The organism is Treponema sp. R80B11-R83G3 (assembly GCF_054786115.1).
In genome coordinates this window covers 1-21,891 of record NZ_BDHF01000008.1, presented here as the reverse complement: position 1 = coordinate 21,891, position 21,891 = coordinate 1, and the positions used below count along the sequence as shown (strand labels likewise).

Annotated in this window: 17 protein-coding genes, 1 tRNA gene and 2 pseudogenes; 7 read left to right on the top strand and 13 right to left on the bottom strand. The window is 41.9% G+C overall.

Annotated elements, in window-relative coordinates:
* Window positions 1-4 precede the first annotated feature (4 nt).
* Window positions 5-1,279, bottom strand: a complete 1,275-nt coding sequence (locus ACYVRH_RS02175) for a CNNM domain-containing protein (protein ID WP_461255287.1) — start codon at window positions 1,277-1,279, stop codon at window positions 5-7.
* 7 nt (window positions 1,280-1,286) lie between these two features.
* Window positions 1,287-1,358 (bottom strand) — tRNA-Cys (locus ACYVRH_RS02170).
* A gap of 238 nt (window positions 1,359-1,596) precedes the next feature.
* Here ACYVRH_RS02170 and ACYVRH_RS02165 point away from each other — a divergent pair.
* The 3 genes from ACYVRH_RS02165 (at window position 1,597) to ACYVRH_RS02155 (ending at window position 2,840) form a co-directional block, all read left to right on the top strand.
* Complete coding sequence (locus ACYVRH_RS02165) at window positions 1,597-2,142, top strand: PD-(D/E)XK nuclease family transposase (protein ID WP_461255286.1); 546 nt, start codon at window positions 1,597-1,599, stop codon at window positions 2,140-2,142.
* A gap of 37 nt (window positions 2,143-2,179) precedes the next feature.
* Window positions 2,180-2,428 carry a hypothetical protein gene (locus ACYVRH_RS02160; protein ID WP_461255285.1) on the top strand — a complete coding sequence of 83 codons (249 nt, stop codon included), beginning with the start codon at window positions 2,180-2,182 and terminating at the stop codon, window positions 2,426-2,428.
* Window positions 2,429-2,495: 67 nt separating this feature from the next.
* Window positions 2,496-2,840, top strand: a complete 345-nt coding sequence (locus ACYVRH_RS02155; protein ID WP_461255284.1) for a hypothetical protein — start codon at window positions 2,496-2,498, stop codon at window positions 2,838-2,840.
* Between the two features lie 25 nt (window positions 2,841-2,865).
* Here ACYVRH_RS02155 and ACYVRH_RS02150 read toward each other — a convergent pair whose 3' ends face one another.
* From ACYVRH_RS02150 to ACYVRH_RS02130, 5 genes are all read right to left on the bottom strand, one after another.
* A complete protein-coding gene (locus tag ACYVRH_RS02150; protein ID WP_461255283.1) occupies window positions 2,866-3,621 on the bottom strand; it encodes a hypothetical protein in 756 nt (251 codons plus the stop codon).
* The gene (locus ACYVRH_RS02145) at window positions 3,618-4,559 is read right to left on the bottom strand and encodes a caspase family protein (RefSeq protein WP_461255282.1); all 942 of its coding nucleotides are present in this window, start codon (window positions 4,557-4,559) and stop codon (window positions 3,618-3,620) included. The genes ACYVRH_RS02150 and ACYVRH_RS02145 overlap by 4 nt, the downstream gene beginning before the upstream one ends.
* Window positions 4,560-4,620: 61 nt before the next feature.
* The gene (locus ACYVRH_RS02140; protein ID WP_461255281.1) at window positions 4,621-6,036 is read right to left on the bottom strand and encodes a radical SAM protein; all 1,416 of its coding nucleotides are present in this window, start codon (window positions 6,034-6,036) and stop codon (window positions 4,621-4,623) included.
* Window positions 6,037-6,142: 106 nt separating this feature from the next.
* Complete coding sequence (locus ACYVRH_RS02135) at window positions 6,143-8,095, bottom strand: InlB B-repeat-containing protein (protein ID WP_461255280.1); 1,953 nt, start codon at window positions 8,093-8,095, stop codon at window positions 6,143-6,145.
* A gap of 12 nt (window positions 8,096-8,107) precedes the next feature.
* A complete protein-coding gene (locus ACYVRH_RS02130; protein ID WP_461255279.1) occupies window positions 8,108-8,974 on the bottom strand; it encodes a CsgG/HfaB family protein in 867 nt (288 codons plus the stop codon).
* 672 nt (window positions 8,975-9,646) lie between these two features.
* Here ACYVRH_RS02130 and ACYVRH_RS02125 point away from each other — a divergent pair.
* A complete protein-coding gene (locus ACYVRH_RS02125) occupies window positions 9,647-11,827 on the top strand; it encodes a DUF4954 family protein (protein ID WP_461255278.1) in 2,181 nt (726 codons plus the stop codon).
* Here the strand turns inward: ACYVRH_RS02125 and ACYVRH_RS02120 are convergent, their stop codons facing one another.
* The 3 genes from ACYVRH_RS02120 to ACYVRH_RS02110 form a co-directional block, all read right to left on the bottom strand.
* Entirely contained in the window at window positions 11,828-13,033 is a 1,206-nt protein-coding gene (locus ACYVRH_RS02120; protein ID WP_461255277.1) for an ABC transporter permease subunit, read from the bottom strand.
* An 18-nt stretch (window positions 13,034-13,051) separates the two neighbouring features.
* A complete protein-coding gene (locus ACYVRH_RS02115) occupies window positions 13,052-14,575 on the bottom strand; it encodes an ATP-binding cassette domain-containing protein (RefSeq protein WP_461255276.1) in 1,524 nt (507 codons plus the stop codon).
* 72 nt (window positions 14,576-14,647) lie between these two features.
* The gene (locus ACYVRH_RS02110) at window positions 14,648-15,763 is read right to left on the bottom strand and encodes a substrate-binding domain-containing protein (RefSeq protein ID WP_461255275.1); all 1,116 of its coding nucleotides are present in this window, start codon (window positions 15,761-15,763) and stop codon (window positions 14,648-14,650) included.
* Window positions 15,764-15,918: 155 nt separating this feature from the next.
* Here ACYVRH_RS02110 and pheT point away from each other — a divergent pair, with 155 nt between their 5' ends.
* Window positions 15,919-17,679: a phenylalanine--tRNA ligase subunit beta gene (pheT, locus tag ACYVRH_RS02105; RefSeq protein ID WP_461255274.1), complete on the top strand. Its 1,761-nt coding sequence runs from the start codon at window positions 15,919-15,921 to the stop codon at window positions 17,677-17,679.
* 12 nt (window positions 17,680-17,691) lie between these two features.
* Here pheT and ACYVRH_RS02100 read toward each other — a convergent pair whose 3' ends face one another.
* The gene (locus tag ACYVRH_RS02100) at window positions 17,692-18,489 is read right to left on the bottom strand and encodes a hypothetical protein (protein WP_461255273.1); all 798 of its coding nucleotides are present in this window, start codon (window positions 18,487-18,489) and stop codon (window positions 17,692-17,694) included.
* A gap of 106 nt (window positions 18,490-18,595) precedes the next feature.
* Here ACYVRH_RS02100 and ACYVRH_RS02095 point away from each other — a divergent pair, with 106 nt between their 5' ends.
* Window positions 18,596-20,263 carry a hypothetical protein gene (locus ACYVRH_RS02095; protein ID WP_461255272.1) on the top strand — a complete coding sequence of 556 codons (1,668 nt, stop codon included), beginning with the start codon at window positions 18,596-18,598 and terminating at the stop codon, window positions 20,261-20,263.
* Window positions 20,264-20,706: 443 nt separating this feature from the next.
* On the opposite strand, the gene ACYVRH_RS02090 is transcribed toward ACYVRH_RS02095, so the two are convergent.
* Both ACYVRH_RS02090 and ACYVRH_RS02085 read right to left on the bottom strand, forming a co-directional pair.
* Window positions 20,707-21,093 (bottom strand): hypothetical protein, encoded by a 387-nt coding sequence (locus ACYVRH_RS02090; protein ID WP_461255271.1) that lies wholly within the window; start codon window positions 21,091-21,093, stop codon window positions 20,707-20,709.
* A 102-nt stretch (window positions 21,094-21,195) separates the two neighbouring features.
* Window positions 21,196-21,429, bottom strand: a pseudogene (locus ACYVRH_RS02085) (leucine-rich repeat protein); the annotation flags it as partial.
* Window positions 21,430-21,595: 166 nt separating this feature from the next.
* On the opposite strand from ACYVRH_RS02085, the pseudogene ACYVRH_RS02080 reads away from it, so the two are divergent.
* A pseudogene (locus ACYVRH_RS02080) lies at window positions 21,596-21,891 on the top strand (tyrosine-type recombinase/integrase); the annotation flags it as partial.

Here is a 21,891-nt window from a genome sequence, read left to right as displayed (position 1 = left end):
CCTTTTAAGAATTATTTTCTTTTTTTTCAAACGCTACAGTAACATTTACTTCCATTACTCTTTGTTTTATAACCTTTATTACCTTTATTGTCAAATTTTGCCATGTAAGAATTTCGTTAATTTGAGGCAATCTTCCAAGATTTTCCATAATCCAATTTGCGATTGTCGTGTCGGGTATTTCTATTTCTCCCCATGATCCGGCAATTGCCTCCAGCATATCTTTAAAGCTTACGCCGCCCAGTACAGTATAACTGCCGTTGCTTTCTTTTTTAACAATCTCCACCACTTCATCATGCTCATCCCAAATCTCGCCAACCAGTTCTTCTACAATATCTTCTATTGTGACAATTCCTAAGGTGCCGCCATACTCGTCAACTACTACCGCCATGTAAGCCTGTTTTTTCTGCATTGTTTTTAAAAGTTTCCCGACTTTAATTGTCTTTGCAATATAAACAACGGGCTTAATAATTTCCGCCGGCGTTTTTTGCCCCTTCATAACCTGGTGATAAAAATCCTTTATTATAATAATTCCTTTTATGTTATCGATTGTATCCCGAAAAACAGGAATCCGCGAAAACCCCGTTTCGATAAATTTGTTGTCAATTTCCTCTACGGTGGAAGTAATAGACACCGCCTCAACATCGATGCGCGGAGTAAAAATATCAGAAACTTCCAAGTCGTCAAATTCTATAACCTGACGGATCATCTGTTCTTCTTGAACATTAATAACCCCTTCCTGTCTTACCTCTTCCACATACGTTAATAACTCGTCTTCCGTAGTTGAACGATTCATTTTTACAGGAAAAACTTTTAAAAGAAATATTTTCCATAACCCGGCAAGCGCGTTTAACGGCGTTAAAATAAAAACAAAAAACCGCAAAAGCGGAGCGTTCCTAAGGGCGGTTAATTCGGGCGTTTCCTTTGCCAGAGTTTTGGGGGAAATGTCGCCAAAAACCAGCACAAAAATAGTCATAATTACAGTGGCAATGCTCACCCCTTTTGCCTCTCCAAACACCCCGATGAAAAAAGCCGTAGCAAGCGCGGACGCGGTGATATTTACGATATTATTGCCGATTAACACCGTAGAAAGTATTTTGTCATAAGCCTCGAGCAGTTTTAACGCAAGCCGCGCCCTTTTGCTTTTAACAGCGAGATTTTTAAGTTTAATGCGGTTTAACGCCGAATAAGCCATTTCGGACGCGGAAAAAAACATGGATAGAATCAATAGAACGAAAAGAGAAATTCCCAAAATTAAATAGTATGAGTGCGAATTATTCATAATGAATAGGCGCCGATCGGAATCGAACCGATGCATAACGGTTTTGCAGACCGCTCCCTTACCGCTTGGGTACGGCGCCTGAGATAAATGTAATGAAAGAGGGGAAAAATGTCAATTGGGGGAAGGGGAAGGAAGAATTTTACCACGAACCACACGAACAAGGAGCGAACGAAGAGGGATTTGAACTTACCACTAATAACCGAGTAAGGCGAGAGCGCAAGATTTAGGGAAGTCGTGAGAAAAAAAATAAAAATCCTGCTATTTACGAATGGGGCCCTTCCCTTTCGGGGACGGGGAGCGTATCTTGGACATCCGGTATGACCATGTATTCAAAGACGTATAAAATTACTATTTTGGCGAAATACAAGTTTTTCCCGGACGAAGAATTAATACATAATTTTCTTTACTATGATCCCAAAACTCGCGTCTTGCTTGGCGGTAAGACCAGAATAATCACTGTCGAACTTGTAAAGACAAAACCGATAGCCGACAAGCCTGTTGAAGAAATGGCAACTGCGGAACAATGGGCGGTATATTTTCAATATTTGACAGATGAGGGGAAACGGGATAAAATTAACGATATAATTAATCGAGAGGAAGGTATAGCGATGGCGACGGAAATTTTATCGAATATAACGCAAGATGAGGTGGAATACGCGCGTATGAGCACACTGATAAAAAGCCAGCTTGACTATCAAAGTCACATGGTAAACGCCAAGCGAAGTGGGATCAAGGAAGGACGTGAAGAAGGTCTTAAAGAAGGTCTTAAAGAAGGTCTTGTTAAGGGTCACAAAGAAATTCTTGAATTTTTTGAGCAGGGATTATCTGTCGAAGAAATAAAAGAGCGGTTGAGAGATATTTAATCAAATGGAGGGTACAGCAATGTCGAGGGAAGATACAATGAAGACGAGAGAAGCTATGAGAGCGGTGGTGGAAATTTTATTAGACATAACAAAAGACAAGGTAGAATACGATCGTTTGTGTGATGAATTAGTAAATCATCTTGACTATCAAAACGATAGGAAAAACATCAAGCTAAGTATGCTTAAGGAAGCTCGCGAAGAAAACCATAATTATTTACTTGGGTTACTAAATCCAGGATTAACGACAGATGAAATAAAACAGCGTTTTCAAATGGAAGCGAATTAATCCCCTACCCTCCCAAACAAAAAACCGCCCTCTCACGCTTTAATTCGCACGGCAGAGCGGTTCGCTGTTGCAGCAATTTTTTCAAACTGCCGCAATGTCTTTGTGTGGAGAGTATTACCTGCTCATCCACCACACCACGCCGCCGCTAATGAGCGCTGTTACCGGAATCACTATTATTGTAAAAGTCCTGCGCATAGGCAGTCGGCGAGGAAAGCGAGAAGAAGAAAAAGCAGATAACGGCAGCGGTGAAGGGTGTGGGATAATAATTGGAGTGTTTTTTGCGGCGGTTGATGTTCATTTAAATTATAGCCTCCTGAAATATTTTTATCGAAAATATTTCACACTAAGGAAGAGAAGATCACAAAGAAGGAGAGAGCATGTTGTGTCCTCCATCCCCTTGCGTAACACGTAAAAGCAGCAGATACGGTGCGTGCCTCCTAAAATAAATATCTGCGTTTCCAATACTGCTGTTCCTGATTCCCTTGAGAAAGCTTGTTAATTACCTTAAGCGTGAAATTTAATGCTGAATGTGAATCTTCTGTATCAATATAAATTGTCTGTATGTGTTCCATGGGAGAAACCATGATTTCCGTTGAAACTATTTGGAAACGATTGTTAGGATTGGTAAATCCGAATTTATCATAAGATATGTCTACTTCATACTTTGCATAATCGGGAATACTTGACAACTCGCGAGTAAATGGGTTAAATCTAATATCTTCCCATAGGTCTCTTACAAGGCGCGGTTTATTCGGCTCAAGTCCTTTGTCGATAAAACGAAGAAAAATATCTGAATCGGCAAGATTTTTATCAATCTCTGCGCATATGGCAAATTCATTTAAAAAGTGAAACTGTTCATGCTCACGGAAATCATAGTAATCAATATTAAAAATCCAAAATGCATGTTTAAGATAATCACTAATATACTGCGTTAACCATGGAATACGGCGTACTGAAAAGCTCAAATAGACTTTAAATCGCTGATGTTTTTTCCTATGTATCATAGAGGCAATTGAAAAAACCAGCATGAGCGCCATTAAAATTACACTGTAAAACAGGCAATTCCGAAATACCTTTATATTTCCTCGTAGATAGGTAACGATTGCCAAAACAACCATAATTGCAAGCAGAAAGTAGTTGTTCTTTCGTAATGCGCGAAATATGATAAGGCATTTTACCAAAAACATCTTCATATTTTTTGCCTTTTTACCAGAAGCCAATAATGCTTTCCCAGAGCGGTAAGTTTGCATGACTTTGAATTAATCGCGGCATAATACATAAACTGTTCGCCCAACGGAACCACAAGCTCCACTCGCTCGCATTTTTGTAAATCCTGAAAAATGGCAACATGCGCCGGTATCGCCTCTTTTGTAGTGTATTCGTAGGAAGGATCAAGTGGAAATTCCATTTCCGGCGTAATAAAATACTCAGTTAATTTTCTGAGTGTTACTTGTGGAATAGGCGGTTCCACAGTCCTCAGGGGAACAAATTTGGTAATATTGCTTTTAAAAGATGGGCGTTGTCCAAACGAACCCATAGCAAGATCAATATATGAGTAAATGCTTCCCGGTGTTATTTTACCCCGCAAATCAGCCGCACCTCCGTCCATGGCTGCCAGCAGCAGATTGGTAAAAACGCCGTGACCATTCACTTCCGCTGCCGCCTCATGCGGTCCCGATGAAGTCAAAATGGTGACGCCTTTGCCGATATGGACTGTATCAGGGGAAATATCAGGCTTTCTACCCATATCGCCGGAATGGCAGCAATCCAGAATTACGATTTTATCAAGGGATTTTGAATTGTTTACGATAGCGAGTATCTCGGACATGGAGATTCCCTCATCATAATTGGCATAATCAGGCGTTACGATATAACCACCGTATTCATTCAAAAAACCATGACCGGCAAAATAAAACAGGGAAACCGCATCCTCAGCCTCAAAGAAAGCCGATATGATTGCTTTCAGTTTCCCCTTGTTAAGAGACGGCGATATTTCCAGTTTCACGTCAAAATTTGGCGAACCGTCGGTATTTCTAGCTAAAAGTTCCGCGACAGCCTTAGCGTCCTTTACACAGCCCTGCAAAGGAAATGAAGGATAATCATCAATACCAACAACTAAAGCTTTGCTCATATTTCCTCCTGATTTTTTATAGGTACGCTACCATTGCGCTGCCATACTCGGTACGGCACTTCTAAAATCGTGGGTCTTTGGAACTAATTCCAATACTATTTGCAATTATTTTATCAATTGTTCTCTTTTCAGTATCATCAGGTAAAAAATAATGGTCAAATATTTCAAAACCATTTTTTTGATCATCTATTATTTTTGACATTACAACATTAAAGTTAAATTCCCAATCGGTACAATCTGCACAATGTTCAATTTCAATCATTTTATCCCCTGGTGTAAATATTCGCTCCCATTTTTGAATTATATGTAAAATTGATTCTTCCTTTATATTACCCAAATATAAATTGTGCCTTTGATAACCCGGATGCGCCTGTAAACAGCATGTCCAAACATCACCATAAGGGTCAATAACAATTTTTTTAAGAAAAGCGTAACAAACCTTTGATTTTTTCATCTTTGTTTGTATTTTATATCTATTAGGCCCCAATAATTCTTCCCCATTATGATTTTTATATTTTTTCTCTGAAATGTTTTTGACCAAATATTCCCATTCATTTACATCTAATATTGATTCTGTTGATTTACTGTCTTCCAATACATTTTTTGCAATGTCAATAAAATCAATGCCTTGATCTTGCCAATACTCTATAAATTGAAAGATTTCATCTTTGTTTTCCGGCATTAATAAAAAAGAAAGCCCTATTTTGATTTTATTTTTATTACTCCTTTTTATTAATAATTTTTTTATATTATCTTTTACTGTATCAAACATTTTTTTTGCTGTATCACTGTTATATAGGGGGCATTGAACATTTTTGAATGTTTCTCCCTTAAACGCATGTAATGAAAATCTAATTCTTTCAAGTTTCGCAAGTAAAACATCCATGTATTCTTCTTTGATTGCCTCTCCGTTTGTATATACATATATCTTGATATCATTATCTATATCTCTTATAATATCTGTAATAATATCTGATTTAAATATCTCAAGACCGCCTGAAAAATAAACCCTGTTACAACCGAGTTCTTTAACTTCATTAATACAACGCATGATGGAAAATTTATCTAAGGGCTGGTATTGACCATATTTTGGATACATATTTTTCTTTTTTAATTCACCCCTTGAAAAACAAAACTTACAGTTAAATTGACATGCATTACCTAAATGAAATTCCAATATTGACGGATAAATTGGAGGATTTAAAACTATATTTTTTGATATTCTTGGTATATTGAGTATTAAATATGGGTCATCATAAATTTGTTCAACCATATTGAAAAAATATTTATTTTCTTCAGAAGCGTTTTTGATTTCATCAACCCAATTTGGATTTTGTTTTATTTGTTTTAAGAGAGACAACAGGTTTTTATGGTCTTTTGGATATTCTACACCTTCTATGCTTAATTTTGAATATGGAAGAAAAGGTTTGTCTTTAAGAGCATTTTTTAATAATCTTAATTGATCAAAATCATCCATTTTATTTAACCTCCATTAATATGATAATAATTATATTCACTACCGAGCATATTAACAATGCCCGCCGGCGTTTATTTACAGCCCCATACGGGGCCGTTTTCCCTTTTTACTCCCACCCCACATCATTTCCAGTGGAAATTTCATCGTAACCGCCGAGGGTGGTGTTTCGGCTTCTTAAAGTGCCCCAATTACGGTAAACCGCTTTTCCAGAACCGCCAATAGTATTTGCATTATCCCCGGTTCCTCCATAAATAATTCCACTAGTACTACTACCAGAGGCGGCACGTTTAATAAAAGTTGAACCGGTCTCTACATATATACCACCACCATCCTGTCTATGGCCACTGGAAATTGTATTTTTAGAAATTATTCCTCCTGTCATAGTTACTGTGGAATTTCCAAAAACAGCTATTCCTCCTCCAAGAGCACCAGCCAACGAAGCATTAGTTACTTTATTTCCACTAATTATTCCTCCCCGTATATTTACGTTACCTCCATTTGTAACATAAATACCTCCTCCATATGTTGCGTAACTCATATTTTCCCCTTTAATCTCATTTTCACTTATTTCAGCACCTTCGTTTAACTCAATAGAGCCACCAGCAACATATACGCCCCCGCCAAATCCGTGACTACTGTTATCATAATTAGCATTCATCGTAATTTTTGAACCTTGATATAAAATTAAGGTTCCGCCTGATCCTACTGAAACGAGAGCTTTATTGTTAGTACTATGCCCTTTTAACACAATATTCTGCAATTTTAATGTGATATTTGCGTCAACGGAAAAGAGATACCCCTTCCCATCAAGCTGTATTGTCTTAATATCTGCCGAACTTGCGCTACGGATAATAAGTGTAATATTGCGACCCATAGTAGAAACTGTCTGCGGTCCAACGAACTCATTTTTATCTACTGCAATATCAAACACGACTCCATCACCTGCATTGTTGCGTACATAAGCAAGTTTCTCAATAAAAGTACTACCCGGCGGATTTTCTCCTTGTGGAGCATCTGGTTGACTTACCCATTTTGCGTACAATGTAACATTTGCGTTGACGGTATAAACCTCGCCTTCCGCATAACTTGTACCACTGCCATTTGCCAACGTATTCCAACCTTCAAACGTTTTCCATAAATAAGTCATGCTCCCCTGACCCGGCAAATTTATTACCGTTCCCGGGTCTACCGTTTGCGCTGTTGGAACCACGCCGCTCGCGCCGTTTGCGTTAAATGTAACGGTATATGAATCCTGCCATTTCGCGTATAGCGTTATATTTCCCGTAACGTTAAATGTTTGCCCCACCGTATAGTTTGTTCCTCCGCCGTTGCTTTGGGAATTCCATCCTATAAACTTTTTTCCAGTATAGGACAGGCTTCCCTGATCCTGCACGATAACTTCCGTATTGGGATCAACCGTTTGCGGTTGCGGCACAGCCCCGCTCCCGCCGTTGGCGTGATAAGTAACGGTATACTGAACCTCGCTTAGCCATTTTGCGTATAAAGTTACATTGGCGGTTACCGTGTATGTCGCCCCCGCAAGGTAGTTCGTTCCGCCTCCAGTGTCAAGCGTATTCCATCCGCTGAATATTTTGCCGCTTTTGCTGAGATCCCCTTTTCCGGGGATGGTAACGCTTATTCCGCTGTAGACCGTTTGCGGTTGCGGAACCGTCCCGCTTCCGCCGTTGGCGTGATAGGTAACGGTAAATTGCGGGGTGTTTACGTCAAACCATCGGGCGTAGAAAACCATGTCTTTGGTAACCTTAACGGAAGCCCCGACGGCGTAAATTGTCCCGCTCCCGCTTGTGCTTTCGCTCCAGCCTACAAATATATCCGTCCCCTTGCTTAAACCCCCTTTATCGGGAAGATTTATAACCGTGCCGGCGTTTACCGTTTGCGTTTCAGGCGGCGTTCCAGTCGCGCTGTTGGCGTTAAATGTTACGGTATGAGTGTCGGGCGGTTTTTCCCCGTGAAAAAGAGTCGCCATTAAATCACAACCTAAAAATGTTATACCTATAACCATTATCAGAATAAAAAACCCTATCTGCCGTTTTGTCATTTTATCGCCTCCTTAAAACTTGACGGAATACGCCAATTGAAAAGCCAAAGCGCCGTTATCTGAAACTGGCGTTTGAACAATTTTAAATCGCGCGTTGTCCATAACATCCGCTACACGCGGCGCGCGGCTGTAGATAAACGGCCTTACAAAACCGTAAACTAATGTTAATCCCGCTACCGCGACTCCAGCGGTCGCCGGAACGCCGACCATCGGATTGTCCCAGTCGAGCATTGTAGCCTCTACGACAAAAAGCCCCGCCGCGACAGTGTAACCCGCCGTAACCGTAATGCCGCCGCCAATGTCGCCTTCAAGGTACGAGCCAAGACCGAGCAAAATGTTTAACGCTCCTGTCCCTGTTTTTTCACCCGCCGTTTTTGGAGGACGGGCTATATTAAGCAATGACATTACAAGGTTGTCCTTAATTATATTTGTCCTATATTGCACTTCCACTTTCCCGCTTTCAACATTTAACACGCGGACTACGATACGGTATCCGGCGTCAATTTCCGTAAGCGAGCCGGATACTATAGACTGCGCCCCAAGCGTGCGCCCGATTGACTGCATTGACGCGTCGCTAACGTCTCCTGACATTTGGAAGTTTAATTCATTGCGCCTAAGATCAATTTCTTTTCTGTCAATAACTTCCAGCACTCCTGAGTCAACCAGATAAGCGGTCAATTCATCAAGAACATAGGCGGAAAACTTATCGGTTGGCGAATTAAAATTAAGTAACGCTATTTTAATTCCTTCCGAAAGCCTTCCGTCAATGCGTTCAGCCGCCACCATGAGCGCCGTATCCAGCGGAACTGGCTTATTTGCTTGCCCAAAAACGGACAGCGCGGCAAACAGCAAAACAACTGTAAAAAATCTTTTTTTCATCTTATACTCCTAAAGATGCCTATATTTAATGCCACCGCCATGCGGTGTTTTTTTTGAAAACGATGCAAAGACCACTGTTTGTGGGAAAGAGAAGTGAGGAAATAGAGAAAATAAACTGTTGGGGATAAAAACTATAACTATTAGACAGTTGACACGAATCTTATCGTAGTCTAAGTATAATTGGGGGTCTGACCCGATACCCGCCCAAAATATGCACGCGAAACGTTGAGCGTGTTTACGGAACAAAAGCAAAACGGCGTAGGCCCAATAAAGGCTATCGTTACAATAAAATCTGCAGGTCGCCGATACCCGATACCCGATACCCGATACCCGATACCCGATACCCGATACCCGATACCCGATACCCGATACCCGATACCCGATACCCGAATGGGGTAGTCCGCTCGCATGGGTGTATTATGCCTCATAGTTACAAAATACCACAAATAGTAATATTATGTCAATCGGTGTACTGTGTATATTTTCCTATTTTCGGTTTACAGCCTCAAAACTGCTATTTTTATTACTGTTTCTTCCATATTGAATATATGACTTTTTCACGATTTTTCAAAGTAAAATAAGCAATTATTTTTTGACAAAACTCTTAATCTGTGCTATCTGTGTGAGTTCTTTCGGATTTACTCCCATAACCAAAGATTGTATAATTAACTCATGAAGACAAAAAACGTCCTGCCCATAGAACGCCACGGTTACGATTTTATTCCCGCTCAATACCTGCCGCCGGGCGCGGATGAGTACTGGCAGAGGAACGCTCAGCAGACAGAATTGTTTTCTAAAAAGAAAGACAGTTGGCGGCGGCTTAACCCTGAAGAAATTGAAATACTGCTTCAAAATAAAAATTACTGCGCTAAGTGGGACGATTTTCTTGTAATCGATCCATTTGATCCTTCTTTGATCCGCGATTCAAATTTTTACGGTCTTGTGCGCATAGGCTCTTTGCAAAATGTTCTGCTCAAACATCATGACTTTTGTATTTCTACCGGGATTCGTAATAGCACAATTGTTTCCTGCGACATTGGCGATGACACCGCGATACAAAACTGCGCGTTTGTTTCCAATTATATTATCGGGAACAACTGTATCCTCTCCGAAGTCAATGAATTGCAGACTACCAACCACGCAAAATTCGGAAACGGCGCGATAAAAGACGGCGAAGACGAAGAAGTGCGCGTCTGGATTGACGTGATGAACGAAGCCGGCGGGCGTTCCATTTTGCCGTTCGATAAAATGATCGCCGCAGACGCGTATCTTTGGGCTGCGTATCGTGATGATACCGCATTGACCGCTAAATTGGCGGAGATTACGCAAAAACAATACGGCAGTTTACGGGGCAGTTACGGAGTTATCGGCGCAAACGCGGTGATTAAGAGCTGTTCAATTATCAAGGATACGGCGGTGGGGGAGTGCGCTTACATTAAGGGAGCGAATAAACTTAAAAACATTACGATACAGTCATCCGCCGAAGAGCCTACGCAGATAGGCGAGGGCGTGGAAATGGTGAACGGCATTGTGGGATACGCCTGTAACGCTTTTTACGGTTCCAAAGCGGTGCGTTTTGTCATGGGCAGAAATTGTAACTTAAAGTACGGGGCGCGTCTTATTCACTCTGTGTTAGGCGACAATTCCACTGTGTCATGCTGTGAGATACTTAACAATTTGATTTTCCCCGTGCATGAACAGCACCACAACAATTCATTTTTAATAGCCAGTCTTATCGAGGGAATGTCAAACATGGCGGCGGCGGCTACACTCGGCAGTAACCACAACAGCCGCGCAAATGACGGTGAAATACGCGCTAAACGCGGTTTTTGGCCGGGACTGGCTGTCAGCTTGAAGCACTCAAGCGTGTTCGCTTCTTTTGTGATTATCGCCAAGGGAGATTATCCGTCGGAGTTAAATATTCCTCTGCCATTCTCACTTGTAAACAACAATGTACATAAGGACCATCTTGAAGTAATGCCCGCGTATTTTTGGATGCATAACCTTTACGCGCTTGAACGCAATTCATGGAAAACCAAAAACCGTGACAAAAGAAAAATAAAAATCCAGAGAATAGAGTCGGACTACCTTGCGCCTGACACTGCGGAGGAAATCATTTCCGCTTTGTCACTCCTTGAGACATGGCTGTCAGAAAATGGAATTCTACCGATGAGTATTGTGGAAATGAGCGAAAAAATACTGCAAGGCGAGGCTGTGCGAAAAATAAACTGTAATCACTTTGAAAACAGCAAGCGCGGCCAAGTGGTAATAAAGCCGCTTGAAGCCGTTCTTGCATACCGCCAGATGCTGCATTATTACGCTATGAAAACCATCGCCGAATATTTTGACTCAAGACCGGAACTGAGTTATAACGACCTATGTGATTTGTTAAGCGCAAAAGAACGCGTAAAAGATTGGGTAAACTCAGGCGGTCAAATTGCCCCAGCTTTCCGCGTTGATAAACTGCGGAAGGAAATTGGAGAAGGCAAATATAAAAATTGGGACGAGATTCACAATGAATACGATCTTTGGAACGATGAATATACGCTTGATAAAAGCCGTCACGCATGGGCGGTTCTTGAGTTTCTTCGGGGGACAAACGAAATTCCTGATATTGAACTTTTTAAAAAGGAATTAATATTAGTTCTTGATATTCATCACTGGATAGAAGAACAGATCTATGAGAGCAGGGCAAAGGATTACCGTAACCAGTTTAAAAAAGCCACATTCCGCAATCAGGCAGAGATGGAACAGGTGCTTGGAAAACCGGAGGACAATTCTTTTATCCGCCTGATTAAAAAAGAGGGAATCAGCTTTAGAGAGATGATCAACAGAGTAAGCGCCAGGTTATAATCAACCTAATCCGGCTTTTCTGCGTGAATATACGTCGTAGAAGACTGCCAATAGCACGACAAGCGCTTTAACTACGTACTGGTAATGGGCGCCTAAGTTCATAAGGGTCATACCGTTGTTAATGGCTGACATTATAAGTCCTCCGATAACAACCCCTACAACAGTGCCTATACCGCCGGTGGCAGATACGCCGCCTATGTAACAAGCCGCTATTGCGTCCATTTCAAACATATTTCCAGCCTGTGGAAGGGCGCTGTTCATGTACCCTGTACTCACTACAGCCGCAAGCCCCGACAACGCTCCCATAATACAGTACACAATAAACGTAACTAATTCAGTATTAATACCGGACAGTTTTGCGGAACGCTCATTACCGCCAACCGCGTAAATATACCTGCCAAGAACCGTGTTTTTCATAATAAAGTGGAAAAGCCCTACCGTTACTAACAGCACGATTACGACAATAGGAAGCCCAAGGTAAGAGGCAAAACGTTCCGCAAGAACGAGCAACAAAATGCTGAAAAGTGCCAGTTTAACAATAGTAACCGGCATAGGAGAAACAGGATGTCCATGGGCTATTTTTGTTTTCCTGTTTTTAAATTCTACTAACCATAAGATTACAATTATAATTAACGCAAATATAAAGGGTGTCGGATAATAATCAAAAATAACCGGATCTTCCATGTGCAGAAGATCATAATCTATCGTTCCTGTAGAAAAATAGGAATAAATGTCATCATGCGGGTTTACCGGGCTTACTTTGGTTACAATATAGGTAAGCCCACGGAAAAGCAACATACCTGCCAACGTAGCGATAAAGGGCGGAATTTTAGGATACGCAATAAACCAGCCCTGAAAAGCGCCAACGGCTATACCCATTATCAGAGAAGCAATTATAGTAACAAACATTCCTACGCCGGTATTGTAAATCATTACGCTTATTGCGCCTACAAAAGCGACCACCGAACCGACTGAAAGGTCAATTCCGCATATAATAATACATTGAACCATTCCTGTAGCCAGAATAAAAACATAACTGAACTGGAAGAAAATATAGGTAATATTACGGCCGTTAAAATTCGTCCAGCCGCACAGCGGACCAAAGATAACCATGATCAACATTAAAATAATGAACATGGAATAGCTTTTTAAATTTTGTTTGATAAGCTCCTTTATATTGTACGTGTTGTTAAGTTTATTACTCATACTTCTCTCCTTATTATATTATCCGACCAATGCCATATGCATGATCTTTTCTTGTGTCGCCTCTTCGTGCGCCAGTACCCCTTTTATTTTTCCTTCGTTCATTACATATATACGGTCAGCCATGCCCAGAGCTTCTGGAAGCTCGGAACTGACCATGATTATACTCTTGCCAGTCGCCGCCAGATCGTTCAGTATGTTGTAAATTTCCGTCTTTGCTCCGACGTCAATACCGCGCGTCGGCTCATCTACAATAAAAATCTCAGGTTCTGCCGCTAAGCTTCTGCTTACTACCACTTTCTGCTGGTTGCCGCCTGAAAGGTTACGAACAATTTGATTTATCGTAGGAGTTCTTATATTAAGGTCTTTGCGGAACTTTTCCGCCAGTTTAATTTCCTCCATATTGTTAATCACGCCGAATTTTGAAATACTCCCAAGGCTGGAATTGGATATGTTGGTCTTAACGTCTTGAATTAAAATAAGCCCAAGACCTTTGCGGTCTTCAGAAATGTAGCCAAGCCCGCTGTTCATCGCCGAACGACTGGAAGTAAGATACACAGGTTTCCCGTCGATGTACAATTCCCCTTCGCTACGGTTACCGTAGGATCTGCCGAAGATACTCATCATCAACTCGGTGCGTCCTGCTCCCATAGGTCCGCAAAACGCAAGTATTTCTCCCTTTTTTACATCAAAGGATACGTTGTCTACTACCTTGATGTTATGGTACTCAGGGTGGTACACGGTCCAATTCTTCACTTCCATTACCGTGTTACCTGGTTTGCTTTTGCGTTCAGGGAAGCGATGGGTTAAATCTCTTCCTACCATGTCCCTGATTATCTGTTCTTCGGTAAGTTTTTGTTCTTTTACATCATAACTGGCTATGGACTTGCCATCACGTATAACCGTTACTGTATCTGCCACTTTAAGCACTTCGTTGAGTTTGTGGGAGATCATCACGCAGGTTATTCCCTGCTTTTTAAAATCAAGAATCAGGTTAAGCAGTTTTTCGCTTTCATCGTCATTCAACGAAGATGTAGGCTCGTCCAAAATTAAGAGGTCTACTTTTTTTGATAGGGCGCGGGCTATTTCGACTAGCTGTTGTTTTCCCACTCCTAATTTGCTTACTATGGTTTCGGGAGGTTCTTTTAAACCTACAATATCTAAAAATTTTTTTGATTCTTTTATATAGTGATTCCAGTTTATTATGCCGAACGTTGTCTGCATATGCCCCAGAAAAATATTTTCATAGATTGGTAAATATGGGCTTAACGCCAGTTCCTGATGGATAATGGCAAGCCCTTCTTTCTCGCTGTCTTTAACGCTGTGGTAATGCGTTTCTTTTCCTTTATAAAATACCGTTCCCTCGTAATCCCCCTTGGGATATACGCCTGAAATAACGCTCATCAGGGTAGACTTGCCTGCGCCGTTTTCACCGACAAGGGAATGAATCTCGCCCTGTTTTATTTTTATCGAGACATTCTCTAAAGCCCTTACGCCGGGAAAATCTTTGGTCAAATTATTAATTTCCATTATATATTCGTTCATCCGGCAGCCTCCGCTTTTTTTATTAAAAAAAACAGGAGGACTTTCGTCCTCCCGTTTTTTACTTGAAATTACTTACCTTTTAATCTGGGCAGCTTCATCAGCAGGATAGAAACCTGCGTCTGCGGGAACACTAATATTGTCTTTGGTTATTGACTGGACTTGTAACAGATAAACTGTTACTTTTTTCTTGCCTGTATCGCCAATGGCTGCAAGCCCAACATCAGCGGCAACAACTGCTCCGGGAACCTTAATATCAGCCGGTTTTACGCCTCTGATAATTTGATCAACCAGAATAACCGCAGCTTCTGCAAGTTTATTGGTATCTTTAAAGATTGTCATGTATTGCTCACCGTTCTTTATGGACATTACGGAAGCGAATTCAGCGTCTTGTCCTGTAACGACCGGCAGTTTGGCCCTGTATTTGGAATCCGCTTTACAAGCTTCAATAACCGCACGGGCGATAGGATCATTCGGGGCAAGAATTGCATCCAAGGTTACGCTCTTGGCATCATTAATAAGGAGGCCTTCCATACGGCGTTTGGCTATATCCGCTTGCCAGTTTTCGGTAGCAATCTGCAGGAAAGTAGCTTTGTCTTTGGAATTTTTGGGATAGGGTCCTATTACCTTGAGTACGCCTTTGTCGATGTACGGAGTAAGAACTTCTATAGCGCCGTCAAAGAAGAAGTTTGCGTTGTCATCAGTGGATGAACCGGCAAAAAGGGTGATGTTTTTAGGGGCGGCAGTAGTAGCTGCGTCAAGGTTGAGGGCTTTTACAATGGCCTGTCCCTGAAGTTGTCCGACGTTTTTGTTGTTAAAGGTTATAAAGTAATCATAATCCGCGGTGTTTTGGATAAGCCGATCATAAGCAAGAATTGGTACTTTTGCCTTCTTAGCGGCGGTTACCGCAGAACCAACACCGTCATTAATATTGCCAATAATTAACGCTTTGGGTTTTTTGTTTAAGTAAGCCTGAATAATAGCGTTCTGAATTAGCTGATCGGCATTCGCCCAGTTGACTTCTGCAGTATAACCAAGTTTTATTGCATTCGCTTTAAGAGCCTCACCGTCTTTTATCCAACGTTGGACGTGAGTTTCTGGCATAGCAATACCAATAAGGCCTTTGCCCTGAGCGAAACTGAAACTTGCAACTAAAGCAAGCAACAGTAATACGAGAGTAATTTTTTTCATTTTTTTTCCTCCAAAAAATAAATTTGATTCCATTATACAGAGGTATTCTTCTAATGGCAAGCCAAAATTCATAAAAACCTATAAAATTTTGTAGGTATGTAGACGCTCCGTTAGAAATTGGCTATAATTGACTATTCATAATTAAGGACTATAAAATGCCAAAAATTGAAGTAAATGAACAAGTTTTCTATACTCTTGCAGGCTGTCCCGGTGGAAAAAGCCGCTGGAAAAGCAGGGATGAATTTGAAGATGCCCTTGTCTGCGCCAAGGCCGAGCTTGATGAGGATAGCGATAAAAGCCTTCCAGAAGGGGAAAGAACCCTAAAAATCGAGCTAAATGACACAAATCGCCCCGATCTTTGGGGAACTGCGGGGTGTGCCCGTCAGCTTAGGGTATATTTAGATGGTAAAATCCCCAATTATGACTTTTTTTCAAGCACGAATAACGTAAAAAAAACCACTCGCAAAGTGAGAGTTTTGGCTACCGTAAAACAGGTACGCCCGTATCTTTCAGGTTTTGTCGCTAAAGGCAAGCCCATTTCCGACTCATTACTGCGCGACATGATTCAAACTCAGGAAAAACTTGCGTGGAATTTCGGACGGAAACGGCGCACTATTTCGATGGGTATTTACAGAACTTCGCTTATAAAATGGCCGATTATTTACAAGGGCGTAGACCCCGATTCCGTTTCCTTTGTGCCTCTCCAGTGGGATGTTCCGCTTACCCTGCGCGAAATCCTTAAACAGCACCCCAAAGGCAAGGAATACGCCTTTATTCAGGAACATGAGCCAATCCACCCTCTTTTAACTGACGCTGAGGGTTTTGTTCTCTCTTATCCGCCCATCATCAATTCAAACGACTTGGGCGCGGTACAGGTAGGCGACAATGAAGTTTTTATCGAGCTTACCGGAACTGACATTGCGACCCTCAACCTTGCCAATTCGATTGTCGCCTGCGATCTTGCAGACAACGGCTTTACGATTGAGCCTGTGGAAGTTGAGTACGAGTTTGACACGCCCTTTGGAAAAAGCATGGTAACTCCGTATTATTTTCAGGAGCCGGTCTTTTGCTCTCTTTCAAGGATAGAAAAATTCCTTGGCGAAAAATTAAGCGCGGATGAATGTGTGCACGCTCTTACGCGCATGGGCGTAAAAGCGGAAAAAGCCAACGATTGCGAGCGCGGGCAAAAAACGGAAAAAACCGAAGGCGTTCGCGCTTGGCCGCCCGAGTACCGAAACGATTTTCTTCACGCCGCCGATGTTATGGAAGATGTGATGATAGGCCGCTCCCTTAAATCGTTTAAACCGGAGCGTCCGGCGGACTTCACTATCGGGCGGCTTTTGCCTATTACCCTTTTTAGCAGGCAGGTGAAGGAACTCCTTATCGGCTTAGGCTATCAGGAAATGATCTACAACTACTTAGGCTCCCGAAAAGACCTTGTAGAAAAAATGCGTGGCAACGGCGGCAAAATAATCCGCATTTTTAACCCTATGACGGAAAATTATGAATATGTACGCGACTCGGTGTTGGCATCGCTCATGGAGAGCGAATCAATATCGGGACGCTCTGTTTATCCGCATAAAATCTTTGAAGTGGGAAAAATCGCTTTTTTGGACGAAACGGAAGTTTACCGCAGTAAAACCCGCCAATTCGCCGGATTTCTTCACTCAGGGTCGGACGCAAACTTTAACACAGCCGCCGCCGAATTGCAGACTCTCTTTTACTACCTTTCACGCGAATATGAAGTGGAAGAATCCTCTGATTCGCGTTTTATTCCCGGGCGGGCGGCTGCAATTATTTACCGTGGAAAGCCAATCGGCGTTTTCGGCGAACTTCACCCGGAAGTGCTGGAAAACTGGGGCGTTACCGTCCCATGCACTGCCGGGGAAATTGACCTTGACTCGCTTCTGAACTAAGATTTACGGCTGTTATTGTTCTAATCCGAAGTTTTCATTATCAGTGGCGGAATCCATAGTAGAGGGATTCGCAATGTTATTTATTTCATCAAAAAACACGGAATCAGGATAATCCTGTAATGCCGATTTAAGCAATGCTTCCCTGGCGATTGTCTGGTTTGCATTTGTCATAGTCTGGGCGGTTTGCAACAAGATGGAAGATTGAATATTAGAATCGTTTCTGGAGAGCGTATTAAGACGCATATACCTGCCTTCCGGAATCGCGTTGCTATTTTCGCAGTCAATACCTTTAACTTCTACAAAACCGCCGGCTTCTGTTTCGGGAAAATAAACCAGCACTGTTTTTTGGGATACTATTGTGTTCGTTACATCGACAGTTTTTGGCGACTTATACAAATTGGCTTTCTCGTCGGTTACTACCGCAAGAACTCCGCCAACGGCGATCTGACTAACGAGAGAAAAACCTTCGGTTTTAGCATCGCGGCGAACTTCGATAAAATCGTATTCTTTGTTGTTGTAAGTCATCCGGCGGGTTTTTCCGGTTGTTATACTGTCTCCAAGGCTTAAGCTCGCAATCCATTTTGTTTTTGTTGACGCATCTTCTTTATCCTCGCCGTCTATCGCGTACAAACCTGTATTTACCCTTAAAACAAATCCTTGTTTCTTAGTATTTACCTCCGTTGTTGTTGTTACGGATTTGGTTTCTTCAATATTCTCTGTTTGATGAGCGGTTGATCCTTCCGTTTTTTTGCACGAGAAGGTAAGCATAATGGCGACTGTAAGTGCCAGAAGTACGATTTGTTTTTTCATAAAGTCCTCCAATCTTGGAAATTTTGTTTTTGGTTGCTTCCAATACTTTAGAATACTATAGATTTTAAACATTGACAATTAAATAAAAACGAATTATCATAAATTTATGGGTGGAAACGCAAACAATGGGGACATGGATCCCGAACTAGCCGCATTACTTGGAACAGCAAGTACTGGTACCGGTGCAGGCGCCGGTAACGCTCCTATTCCGGATTTCAGCGATATTTTTGGTGGAAAAAACAAGGATGATTTCGCGGATATATCAGCAACATCGGGGGGAGAGGTTGATTTAGCCGCTTCTGAATTTCCGCAGATAAAAAAACGTCTGGAGGAAAAAGGGCATAATTTTTTTAATGATCCCAATTATTATAAAACAGCCCTTACCAATGAGGGCGACATTGCCCAAAGGGTACACACTATTTTACAGAAATATTTAACCGCAAAAGACCCAAAGGATCGCGGCGTATTCAGACAGCAATTTATTTCGCCATATTGGGAATTTCTTTGTAATATAGCGAAAAAAGCGACTAGCAAGCTTCCACCGCCAAAAAAGTACCTGCTCCGTTTTGCGATATTGCATCCCACTTTTCTTAACCCCGATACAAGGGATTTTTTCAGTAAGATAGTGGATGACAATTCGATGGATCAGCCAGTTCTTTATATGGACGAATGGCTCAATGCGATTGGAGTCGCGAAAATGCGCCCCTCCAGCACGGATGAGGTTCGAATAACCAAAGGAAACAACCAGTCTAAAGTACAGGCATTGCTGGAAAAAGCGCAGGGCAAATTTGACGGCGCAAGAACCCTTTTAAAAACAAGAGAAAAAGAACGCGATGAAATTGAAAGAATAATACGCGACAGGATTACCTCGGTATTTGAACGCGTTCCTTTGCAAGAGCTGACTGATGTAAGCGATTGTATGTCAGAAGCTCAAAAAGCGGCAATTAATGAAATTCAAAATCTGCTTAAGCAAATGTTAAAAAATGATCATGAATTGGAATTGAGCATTAAGGATTTTGTCACCGCTCAGGCCGATGTTGAACATTTATCTGATAAACTTGAAAACGAGGGTGGCACCGTAACCGTAGATGTCGGCGCTATAGACGCCGAATTTGACACTATACGCCAAATGGCAAAGATGACAGTAGGACGGCAGGGAAACCATTTCCCTGTGCTTACCTCGGAATATTTTCACTGCGGCCCTAATGATGTGGCGACGCGGGAAAATGTCATCTCTATGCTTGCAAGAATCGAAAGCATAGACGCTGAAGCTTTTTGCCGCATTTATAAAAACAGATTAAACCGCATTGTTCCGTATGTGCTGTTAATACCCACTTACGGCGATATGGGTTTTTGCTGGGAACCGTTTGACCGTTATAACCGCGCAACAAGCCGTGGACGGATTATAATTCCCATGTACCCGAAAAATTTATATTTGGCAATCCTTACCGCTGTCGCCGATCTTCGCTGGCAGGTGGCAAAAGAGAAAGCTTCTTTTTACTGGATGGAAGAAGGGCTAACAGGCCATTATTATCAGTGGTTTCAAGCGCAAAAGTTAAAGGGCGACATTAAAGAATTTTTTATCCGCGATTATATTATGTGGATGACCAAAGAAGCGGAAGGCATTCAAAAACTGGACAAAGACGTGCGCGGCACTTTCTGGCGTTATATGCCGTTTACAAAAGCGGTAAAAGAAAAACTTAAAACTCGCAGTTTTGTGTATCAGGAATTGTACCAGCGCGATCAGAACCGCCTGATGTCTGACGGGTATTGATTTTTACTTTTTACCACGAACCAACACAAATTACTACTACACGATGTATGCCCAAGGAATTTATTCAGTACAGTCAGGGCAGGGCTGCCGGTGGCAAAAACTCTGGGAGAACCCGACTCCGAGCCTTTCCGGCGACTAAATAGCGGTGGGTAGAAAGCTTTATCTAGGGTACGTCGCCGGACTTTTATTCTCTGAATTTTCTTTGTTTTATTCCAAAGTCTCTACGTCGGGGAACCCACAGAAGATGTTTTTGCCACCGGCAGCCCTGCCCTGACTGTACTCAAGGATTTTATTGGGCATACATCTTCTAGCGGTAATTAGCAATTTTCAAATATCTTTATACAAAACGCATATTTGTAGTAAATATCTTCGCTCTCGCTTCGATCTGGTTCGTGTGGTTCGTGGTTAAAAATTATCTACATATCGCCCACACCACGCTGCCGCTAATTACCGCTGTTACCGGGATCGCTATTATTGTAAAAGCTCGCCAAAACTTTGAGTTTTGCGCGTATCTCGCCGATAAGGCTGACTGCTTCTTGTAAGTTTCTGACATTGCGGTTAGTTGTTTCCGTAAGTCCGCCAGTAAGTTCTCTTGCTCTTTGATTGTGTTCTCGTAATTTGCGATTAATTCCGCGCTCGCGTTCAAGTTCTGTTTCAAGTTTTCCAATAGTTTCTGCTGCTCTTGCGTGTTGGTTAGCGTATCGTTTATCAAGGATTCCAATGTTTGCAAATCGTTGTCTATTGAAGAAAAGTCCTGCGCATAGGCAGCCGGCGAGGAAAGCGAGTAGAAGATACAGAATAGGGCGAAGGCGACGAATTGTTTCATTCAAATTTAAATCTCCTTACATGGTGTCAAATATCTTGTTCTCTATTGCCTTAGGTTTATTCTACTCGCCCCTATACAAAGACGGTACTGTATAGAAATTCGTGCGTTATTTAACCGACCATTTGCTTCTCGACCATGTATATGTCCCTGCCTTTTTTTTCTGTTTATCATAGAATGTTGCGAAGTCACCAGGAAACACAACAGCATAAGTTTTATTTGCCCCAATGGTAATGCTGGTCAGTGGGTTGTTATAAAAAGCATTTTTCCCGATGGAGGTAACACTTTTTCCGATGGTAACGCTGGTCAGCTTGTTATCGGCAAACGCTGATTCCCCAATGCTGGTAACATTGTTGAAATTGCAATAAACAACAGTTGTTGTCGGGGTTCTCCTGTGCTAACTCTATATCCTGTAAGGAATTAGCGTTGCTGGTTCGGTACGCCTGAACTGCTTGGAAATTGGTGTTATCAGGTATGACATCAATTTTCAAAAAAATAGGAGTTTTGCTATGCATAACGATTTTACTTTGTTTACAAGGGTTGTTCCTTCGGGGAAAACAGTGGTCTATTATTACGCTTATGACGGCGAGGGGAAACGGTTAGGTCCCTGGACTACTGGACAGAGCAATAAGACGGCGGCAAGGAATTATTGTAATTTGTTGAACAGGAAAGGGAAGCTACTTCCGGGACCAAAGGAAATGCCGACTTTTGCTGAATTTTCCGCTTTGTTTTGGGATTGGGATAAAAGCGATTATTTGAAAGAACGGCGCAAGCGCCGAAACCTGACGCAATCTTATGCGGATAA

Excerpts from the sequence above, each read along its gene's own strand:
- ACYVRH_RS02175 (WP_461255287.1), bottom strand. The coding sequence starts at position 1,279 with ATGAATAATTCGCACTCATACTATTTAATTTTGGGAATTTCTCTTTTC.
- ACYVRH_RS02165 (WP_461255286.1), top strand. The coding sequence starts at position 1,597 with ATGACCATGTATTCAAAGACGTATAAAATTACTATTTTGGCGAAATAC.
- ACYVRH_RS02160 (WP_461255285.1), top strand. The coding sequence starts at position 2,180 with ATGAAGACGAGAGAAGCTATGAGAGCGGTGGTGGAAATTTTATTAGAC.
- ACYVRH_RS02150 (WP_461255283.1), bottom strand. The coding sequence starts at position 3,621 with ATGAAGATGTTTTTGGTAAAATGCCTTATCATATTTCGCGCATTACGA.
- ACYVRH_RS02145 (WP_461255282.1), bottom strand. The coding sequence starts at position 4,559 with ATGAGCAAAGCTTTAGTTGTTGGTATTGATGATTATCCTTCATTTCCT.
- ACYVRH_RS02140 (WP_461255281.1), bottom strand. The coding sequence starts at position 6,036 with ATGGATGATTTTGATCAATTAAGATTATTAAAAAATGCTCTTAAAGAC.
- ACYVRH_RS02135 (WP_461255280.1), bottom strand. The coding sequence starts at position 8,095 with ATGACAAAACGGCAGATAGGGTTTTTTATTCTGATAATGGTTATAGGT.
- ACYVRH_RS02130 (WP_461255279.1), bottom strand. The coding sequence starts at position 8,974 with ATGAAAAAAAGATTTTTTACAGTTGTTTTGCTGTTTGCCGCGCTGTCC.
- ACYVRH_RS02125 (WP_461255278.1), top strand. The coding sequence starts at position 9,647 with ATGAAGACAAAAAACGTCCTGCCCATAGAACGCCACGGTTACGATTTT.
- ACYVRH_RS02120 (WP_461255277.1), bottom strand. The coding sequence starts at position 13,033 with ATGAGTAATAAACTTAACAACACGTACAATATAAAGGAGCTTATCAAA.
- ACYVRH_RS02115 (WP_461255276.1), bottom strand. The coding sequence starts at position 14,575 with ATGAACGAATATATAATGGAAATTAATAATTTGACCAAAGATTTTCCC.
- ACYVRH_RS02110 (WP_461255275.1), bottom strand. The coding sequence starts at position 15,763 with ATGAAAAAAATTACTCTCGTATTACTGTTGCTTGCTTTAGTTGCAAGT.
- pheT (WP_461255274.1), top strand. The coding sequence starts at position 15,919 with ATGCCAAAAATTGAAGTAAATGAACAAGTTTTCTATACTCTTGCAGGC.
- ACYVRH_RS02100 (WP_461255273.1), bottom strand. The coding sequence starts at position 18,489 with ATGAAAAAACAAATCGTACTTCTGGCACTTACAGTCGCCATTATGCTT.
- ACYVRH_RS02095 (WP_461255272.1), top strand. The coding sequence starts at position 18,596 with ATGGGTGGAAACGCAAACAATGGGGACATGGATCCCGAACTAGCCGCA.